At 76.9% G+C, this 6426-nt stretch carries 5 protein-coding genes and 1 pseudogene; 1 reads left to right on the forward strand and 5 read right to left on the reverse strand.

The features are described from left to right. Positions 1 to 37: 37 nt before the first annotated feature. Together GY42_RS17940 and GY42_RS17945 are read right to left on the reverse strand one after the other, a co-directional pair. Positions 38 to 1858: a phospho-sugar mutase gene (locus GY42_RS17940; RefSeq protein WP_046531239.1), complete on the reverse strand. Its 1821-nt coding sequence runs from the start codon at positions 1856 to 1858 to the stop codon at positions 38 to 40. A gap of 166 nt (positions 1859 to 2024) precedes the next feature. Beyond that, on the reverse strand, positions 2025 to 2900 hold the full coding sequence (locus tag GY42_RS17945; protein ID WP_046530340.1) for a purine-nucleoside phosphorylase: 876 nt from the start codon (positions 2898 to 2900) through the stop codon (positions 2025 to 2027). A gap of 122 nt (positions 2901 to 3022) precedes the next feature. On the opposite strand from GY42_RS17945, the gene GY42_RS17950 reads away from it, so the two are divergent. Then, positions 3023 to 4471, forward strand: coding sequence for an NAD(P)H-quinone dehydrogenase (locus tag GY42_RS17950; protein ID WP_046531240.1), 1449 nt, complete (start codon positions 3023 to 3025; stop codon positions 4469 to 4471). A gap of 46 nt (positions 4472 to 4517) precedes the next feature. Here the strand turns inward: GY42_RS17950 and GY42_RS19970 are convergent, their stop codons facing one another. From GY42_RS19970 to GY42_RS17960, 3 genes and pseudogenes are all read right to left on the reverse strand, one after another. Next, a complete protein-coding gene (locus GY42_RS19970) occupies positions 4518 to 5075 on the reverse strand; it encodes a Dyp-type peroxidase (RefSeq protein WP_236686839.1) in 558 nt (185 codons plus the stop codon). Further along, positions 4997 to 5803 (reverse strand): annotated as a pseudogene (locus GY42_RS20070) (Dyp-type peroxidase). Before GY42_RS20070 ends, GY42_RS19970 begins: the two are co-directional and overlap by 79 nt. A 116-nt stretch (positions 5804 to 5919) precedes the next feature. Beyond that, positions 5920 to 6426: EfeM/EfeO family lipoprotein (locus tag GY42_RS17960; protein ID WP_046530341.1), on the reverse strand; the 507-nt coding region annotated here is incomplete at its 5' end.

Consider the following 6426-nt stretch of genomic DNA (forward strand, 5'->3'; position numbering starts at 1 on the left):
CGGTGCCGCGAGGCGCGCCGCACCACCGACGTCGACGTCAGGCGACGTCGAGGCCCAGTGCGGCCCGCACGTCGTGCGCGACGTGCGCGAGCCGCTCGCGGGCGCTGCCGTGCGCGGCGTCCAGGGTCTCCCGGTCCGCGTCGTGCGGCACCGGCACGATCACCTCGAGGTACGCCTTCACCTTGGGCTCCGTGCCCGACGGCCGCACGACGACACGCGTGCCGTCGGACGTGAGCAGGCGGATGCCGTCGGTGGGCGGCAGGCCGCCGCGCTCGTCGTCGGTGCCGGCCGCGAGGTCGACGACCTCGGTCACCGGCGAGCCCGCGAGCGTCGCGGGCGGGGCCTCGCGCAGCGTCGTCATGGTCGCGCCGATCCGGCTCAGGTCGGAGAACCGGGCGCTGACCTGGCTGGTCGCGTGCAGGCCGTGCGCGCGCGCGAGGTCGTCGAGCGCGTCGACGAGCGTGCGCCCCTCCGCGGTGAGGCGAGCGGCCAGGTCGCACACCCGCACCGCGGCCGAGATGCCGTCCTTGTCGCGCACGTGCGCCGGGTCGACGCAGTAGCCCAGCGCCTCCTCGTAGCCGAACACCAGGCCCTCGGCGCGCGAGATCCACTTGAAGCCCGTCAGGGTCGACGCGAACCGCAGCCCGGCGTCGCGCGCGACGGCGGCCAGCAGGCGCGACGACACGATCGAGCAGGCGAGCGTCGCGTCGTCGGCGGCCCCGCCGTCCCGTGCGCGGGCCGCGGCGTCCGCGCCCAGCAGCGCGCCCACCTCGTCGCCCGTGAGCATGCGCCAGCCGTCGGCCTGCGGCGTCTCGGGCCCGAGGGACCGGACGTGCGCGCGCCGGTCGCGCACCGCGACCGCGCAGCGGTCCGCGTCGGGGTCGACCGCGACGACCAGGTCGGCCCGGGTCGCGGCGGCGAGCGCGAGCGCGAGGTCGGTCGCACCCGGCTCCTCGGGGTTCGGGAACGCGACGGTCGGGAAGTCGGGGTCCGGCTCGGCCTGCTCCGGCACGAGCGTGACGTCGGGGAAGCCGGCCCGCGCGAGCACGTCGACCGCGACGGCCCCGCCGACGCCGTGCAACGGCGTCAGCACGACCGTCAGCCGCTCGCGCCCGGCCGGGTCACCGCCGGGCGCGACCGCCGCCGCGTCCGCGACGTACGCGTCGACGACGTCCTCGCCGAGCGTCGTCCAGCCGGACGCCGCGCGCGGCACCGACGCGACCGACCGGACCCGCGCGATCGCGGCGGCGATCGCCGCGTCCGCGGGCGGCACGATCTGCGCGCCCTGCCCGGCGCCCGTGACGACCCGGCCGCCCAGGTACACCTTGTAGCCGTTGTCACGCGGCGGGTTGTGGGACGCGGTCACCATGACCCCCGCGTCGGCGTCGAACCGGCGCACGGCCGACGCCAGCACGGGCGTCGGCAGGGGCCGCGGCAGCAGCAGCACCTCGATGCCGACGGCCGTCATGACCTCGGCCGTGTCGAGCGCGAACCGGTGCGAGTTGTGGCGGGCGTCGTACCCGACGACCACGCGCGGCGCGGGCGACGCGCCCTCGAGCTCGCCGACCAGGAAGTCCGCGAGCCCCGCGGCCGCGCGGATCACCACGGCGCGGTTCATGCGGTGCGGGCCGCCCGCGAGCTCGCCGCGCAGCCCGGCGGTGCCGAACTGCAGCAGCCCGGAGAACCGGTCCGCGAGCTCGGTGCGCGCGGCCTCGGCGTCCGCGCGGACCAGGTCGGCCGCGGTCTCGGTGGCCGCGCTCCGCGGGTCCTCGCGCGCGGTGCGCAGCAGGTCCGCGAGCTCGTCGGCGGTCTGCGGGTCGGGGTCGTCCGCGATCCAGGCCTCGACCTCCTCGACCAGACGCGTCCACGCGTCGTGCTCGTCGGTGCCGGGTCGGTCGTCCGCGGGTGCCGCCGGCGCGTCGCCGCGCAGCACGTCGTCGTGGTCGGAGCTGCTCACCCCTCCAACCTACTGGCCGGTACCGCTGCGTCGCGCCGGACGGCGACGTCCGGCGCGACGCGTCGCGTCACACGCGCCGCACGACCTCCGCGAGGAGCGCGCTGATGCGCGGCCCGGCCGCGCGGCCGGCCTCGAGCACCTCGGCGTGGTCGAGCGGCTCGGGGCTGATGCCCGCGCCGAGGTTCGTGACGAGCGAGATGCCGAGCACCTCCAGGCCCGCGTGGCGCGCGGCGATCGCCTCGAGCGTCGTCGACATGCCGACGAGGTCGCCGCCGATGCGGCCCGCCATCGCGACCTCCGCGGGCGTCTCGTAGTGCGGCCCGGGGAACTGCACGTACACGCCCTCGTCGAGGCTCGCGTCGACCTCGCGCGCGACCGCGCGCAGTCGCGGCGAGTACAGGTCGGTGAGGTCGACGAACGTCGCGCCCTCGAGCGGCGACGTCGCCGTGAGGTTGATGTGGTCGCGGATGAGCACGGGCGTGCCCGGGCCCCACGCGAGGTTCAGGCCGCCGCAGCCGTTGGTGAGGACGATCGTCGAGGCACCCGTCGCGGCCGCCGTGCGCACGCCGTGCACGACGCGCCGCACGCCGCGGCCCTCGTACAGGTGCGTGCGCGAGCCCAGCACGAGCGCGAACCGGTCGGGGCGACCGTCGGCCCCCGCGATGCGGATCGAGCGCAGCGTGCCCACGTGCCCCTGCACGGCCGGGCGCGAGAAGCCCGGGACCTCGTGGCTCGGCAGCTCGGCGACCGTCTCGCCCAGCAGGTCGGCCGCGCCGCCCCAGCCGGAGCCGAGCACGAGCGCGACGTCGTGGCGCTCGACGCCCGTGCGGGCGGCGATCACCTCCGCCGCGCGGCGGGCGACCTCGAACGGGTCGGTCGTGGGGTCGTCGAGGTCGGGGACAGCGCCGCCGGTGAGGTCGTGCGCGGGGGAGACGTCGGTCATGGGCCCAGGCTAGTCGCGGGGCCCGGCGGCGGTCCGTCGGGCAGGATGGGACGGTGACCAGCCACGCGCCCGCCGCCGCCCCCGACGAGCCGACCGCTCCCGCCACGACCGCCGCGTCGACCGTGCGTCCCGCCCCCGACGCGCCGTCCGCGGGCCGCGTCGTGGTCGTCGGCGGCGGGCCCGGCGGCTACGAGGCCGCACTGGTCGCGCGCCGGCTCGGCGCGCAGGTCACGGTCGTCGAGCGTGCCGGCCTGGGCGGGTCCGCGGTGCTGACGGACGTCGTCCCGTCGAAGACGCTCATCGCGACCGCCGAGTGGATGACCATCGCCGACCGCGCGCCCGAGCTCGGCATCCGCACCGACGGGCTCGCGGACGCCGTGGGCGCCGACTCGCCCGCCGACCTGCTGCGGCACCGCATCGACCTCGGCGCCGTCAACGCGCGCGTGCGGACGCTCGCGGCCGCGCAGTCCGACGACATCCGCGCGCGCCTCGCGCGCGAGGGCGTCGACATCGTCGCGGGCACCGGCCGGCTGCTCGACCCCGAGCACGTCGCGGTGACCGAGGGCGACGGCCGCGAGCGCGTGCTCGACGCCGACGTCGTGCTCGTCGCGACGGGCGCGACGCCGCGCGTGCTGCCCGACGCGCGGCCCGACGGCGAGCGCATCCTCACCTGGACGCAGCTCTACGACCTCACCGAGCTGCCCGAGCGGCTCGTCGTCGTGGGGTCCGGCGTCACGGGCGCCGAGTTCGCGGGCGCGTACACGTCGCTCGGTGCGGACGTCGTGCTCGTGTCGAGCCGCGACCGCGTGCTGCCCGGCGAGGACGCCGACGCGGCCGAGCTGATCGAGCGGGTGTTCCGGCAGCGCGGCATGACGGTGATGTCCCGCTCGCGGGCGTCGTCGGCGCGGCGCACGGCCGACGGCGTGGTCGTGACGCTCGAGGACGGGCGCACGGTCGAGGGCTCGCACGTGCTGTTCGCGGTCGGCTCGGTGCCGACCACGCGCGGGATCGGCCTCGAGGAGGCCGGCGTGCGGCTCACGCCGTCGGGGCACGTCGAGGTCGACAAGGTCTCGCGCACCAACGTGCGGGGCGTGTACGCCGCGGGGGACTGCACGGGCGTGCTGCCGCTCGCGTCGGTCGCCGCGACGCAGGGCCGCATCGCGATGTCGCACGCGCTCGGCGACGCCGTGCGGCCGCTGCAGCTGCGCGGCATCTCCGCCAACATCTTCACGGCGCCCGAGATCGCGACCGTCGGGGTCCCCGAGTCAGTGCTCAAGGAGCGCGGCACGCACTACCGCACGAGCATGCTGCCGCTGTCGCGCAACCCGCGCGCCAAGATGCTCGGCGTCCGCGACGGGTTCATCAAGCTCTTCGCGCACGCGGGCACGGGCACCGTGCTGGGCGGCGTCGTGGTCGGGCCGCGCGCGAGCGAGTCCGTGTTCCCGCTGACGCTCGCCGTCACGCACCGGCTCACGGCCGACCAGGTGGCCGACGCGTCGACCGTGTACCCGTCGATGTCGGGGACGATCGGCGAGGTCGCGCGCATGCTGCACCAGCGCACCGAGGACTGAGCGCCGAGCGTCCGCGCGCCGGCCGGGCGTCCGCGGCGGCACCGGGTCAGCCCAGCAGCGTGTCGCCCCAGAACGGGCCGTCCGCGGTCACGACGGCGCCGCCGTCGGCGCCGGTCGGCAGCGACGCGACGCCCGGCGGCACCGCGTACAGCCCGGACCCGGTGTGCTGCAGGTACTCCTGCAGCCGGTCCTCGCGCGACATGCGCGCCTGCATCGGCACGTACTGCGTGCGCGGGTCGCGCACGAACGCGAGGAAGAACAGTCCCGCGTCGAGGCGGCCGAGCGCGTCGTTGCCGTCGGTGAAGTTGTAGCCGCGGCGCAGCATGCGCGCGCCGCCGTTGCGGGTCGGGTGCGCGAGCGCGACGTGCGAGTCCACGGGGATGAGCGGCTGACCGCCGCGGCCCTCGCGTGCGAAGTCGGGCTCGGAGTGCTCCGCGCCGCCCGACAGCGGCGCACCCTCGGCCTTGGTGCGGCCGACGACGGCCTCCTGCTCGCGCAGCGAGGACCGGTCCCAGGTCTCGATGGTCATGCGGATGCGCCGCGCGACGAGGTAGCTGCCGCCCGCGAGCCAGTCCGCCGCCGCGTCGTCGCCCGCTGGACCCACACGTGCTCGTCGAGCGCGGCGGTCTCCTCGGCCATGACGTTCGCGGTGCCGTCCTTGAAGCCGAACAGGTTGCGCGGCGTGCGCTGCGCGGTGCTGGTCGACGACGTGCGCCCGTACCCGAGCTGCGCCCACCGCAGCGTCGCGGTGCCGAACGCCGCGCGCGACAGGTTGCGGATCGCGTGCACCGCGACCTGCGGGTCGTCGGCGCAGGCCTGCACCACGAGGTCGCCGTCGCACCGCGCGGGGTCGAGCGCGTCGCCCGCGAACTGCGGCAGCGCGACGAGCGCGGCGGGCAGCCGGTCGGCGAGGCCGAACCGGTCGACGCCGGCGTGCCGTCGGGGCCTGGTGTCCCGACGAACAGCGACCGGCCGAACCCGACCGTGACCGTCAGGCCCGCGGGCGGCAGGTCGAGCGCCTCACCCGTGTCGTCCGGCGTGCGTCGTACGGGCCCGAGGTGGGGCCGAGCGGCCCCGCGGCAGACCCTGCGTGAGCCGCGCCGCCATGACGGTCCAGCGCCGCAGCAGGTCGACGAGCTCGCCGCGGTCGGTCGTCGTGAGGTCGAACGCCGCGGCGTAGAGGCGGTCCTGCGCGGGCGTGACGACGCCGGCCTGGTGGCGGCCGGTGAACGCGTACGTGCGTGCCGCGGCTGTCGGCGCGGCGGCGGCGCGGGTGCCGGTGCGGTCGCGCGGCCCGCGCGAGCCCCGAGGCCCGCACCGACCGCGCCGCACCGCCCCAGCCCAGCAGCGCGCGGCGGCTCACGCCGCGCGGGGACGGCCCCGGGGCCGGTGCCGTCCCCGCCGGCGCGTCCGGGTCGGGTGCGGGTGCGGTCGCGTCGGTCACGGGGTCACGCGCTCGTCACGGTGGTGGTCAGACGCGACAGCGGCTCCGACAGCGCGTCGACCGCGGCCGCGAGCTCGCGGACCTGCGGCTCGGTGAGCGTGTCGTAGCCGACGAAGCCGGCGTCGACCGAGCCGTGCTGCGCGAGGAGCTGCTCGAGGGCGGCGAACCGCTCGTCGAGCTGCGTCGCGAGGTCGGGGTCCTGCTCGCGCACGACGTCCTGCACGACCTCGTAGGCGACGCGCGCGCCGTCGACGTTGGCTGCGAAGTCCCACAGGTCGGTGTGGGACCAGATCTCCTCCTCGCCCGTGACCTTGCCGGTCGCGACCTCGTCGAGCAGCTCCTTCGCGCCGTTGGTGATCTGGAACGCCTCGAACGTGAACGACGGGTCGGTCACGGCGTCGACGAGCTTCTGCGTGTTCGCGACGAGGTCCTGGGCGGCGGCCGCGCGCTCCTCGGGCGTCAGGGGCACGTACGCGGCGCCGCCGTTCGCCTCGGGCGTCGGCTGCCACAG

The sequence above is a fragment of the Cellulomonas sp. FA1 genome (assembly GCF_000986825.1).
Taxonomy (GTDB): Bacteria; Actinomycetota; Actinomycetes; order Actinomycetales; family Cellulomonadaceae; genus Cellulomonas; species Cellulomonas iranensis.

Coding starts and splice junctions, on each gene's coding strand:
- GY42_RS17945 (WP_046530340.1), bottom strand. CDS start 2,900: ATGACCGACGTCTCCCCCGCGCACGACCTCACCGGCGGCGCTGTCCCC.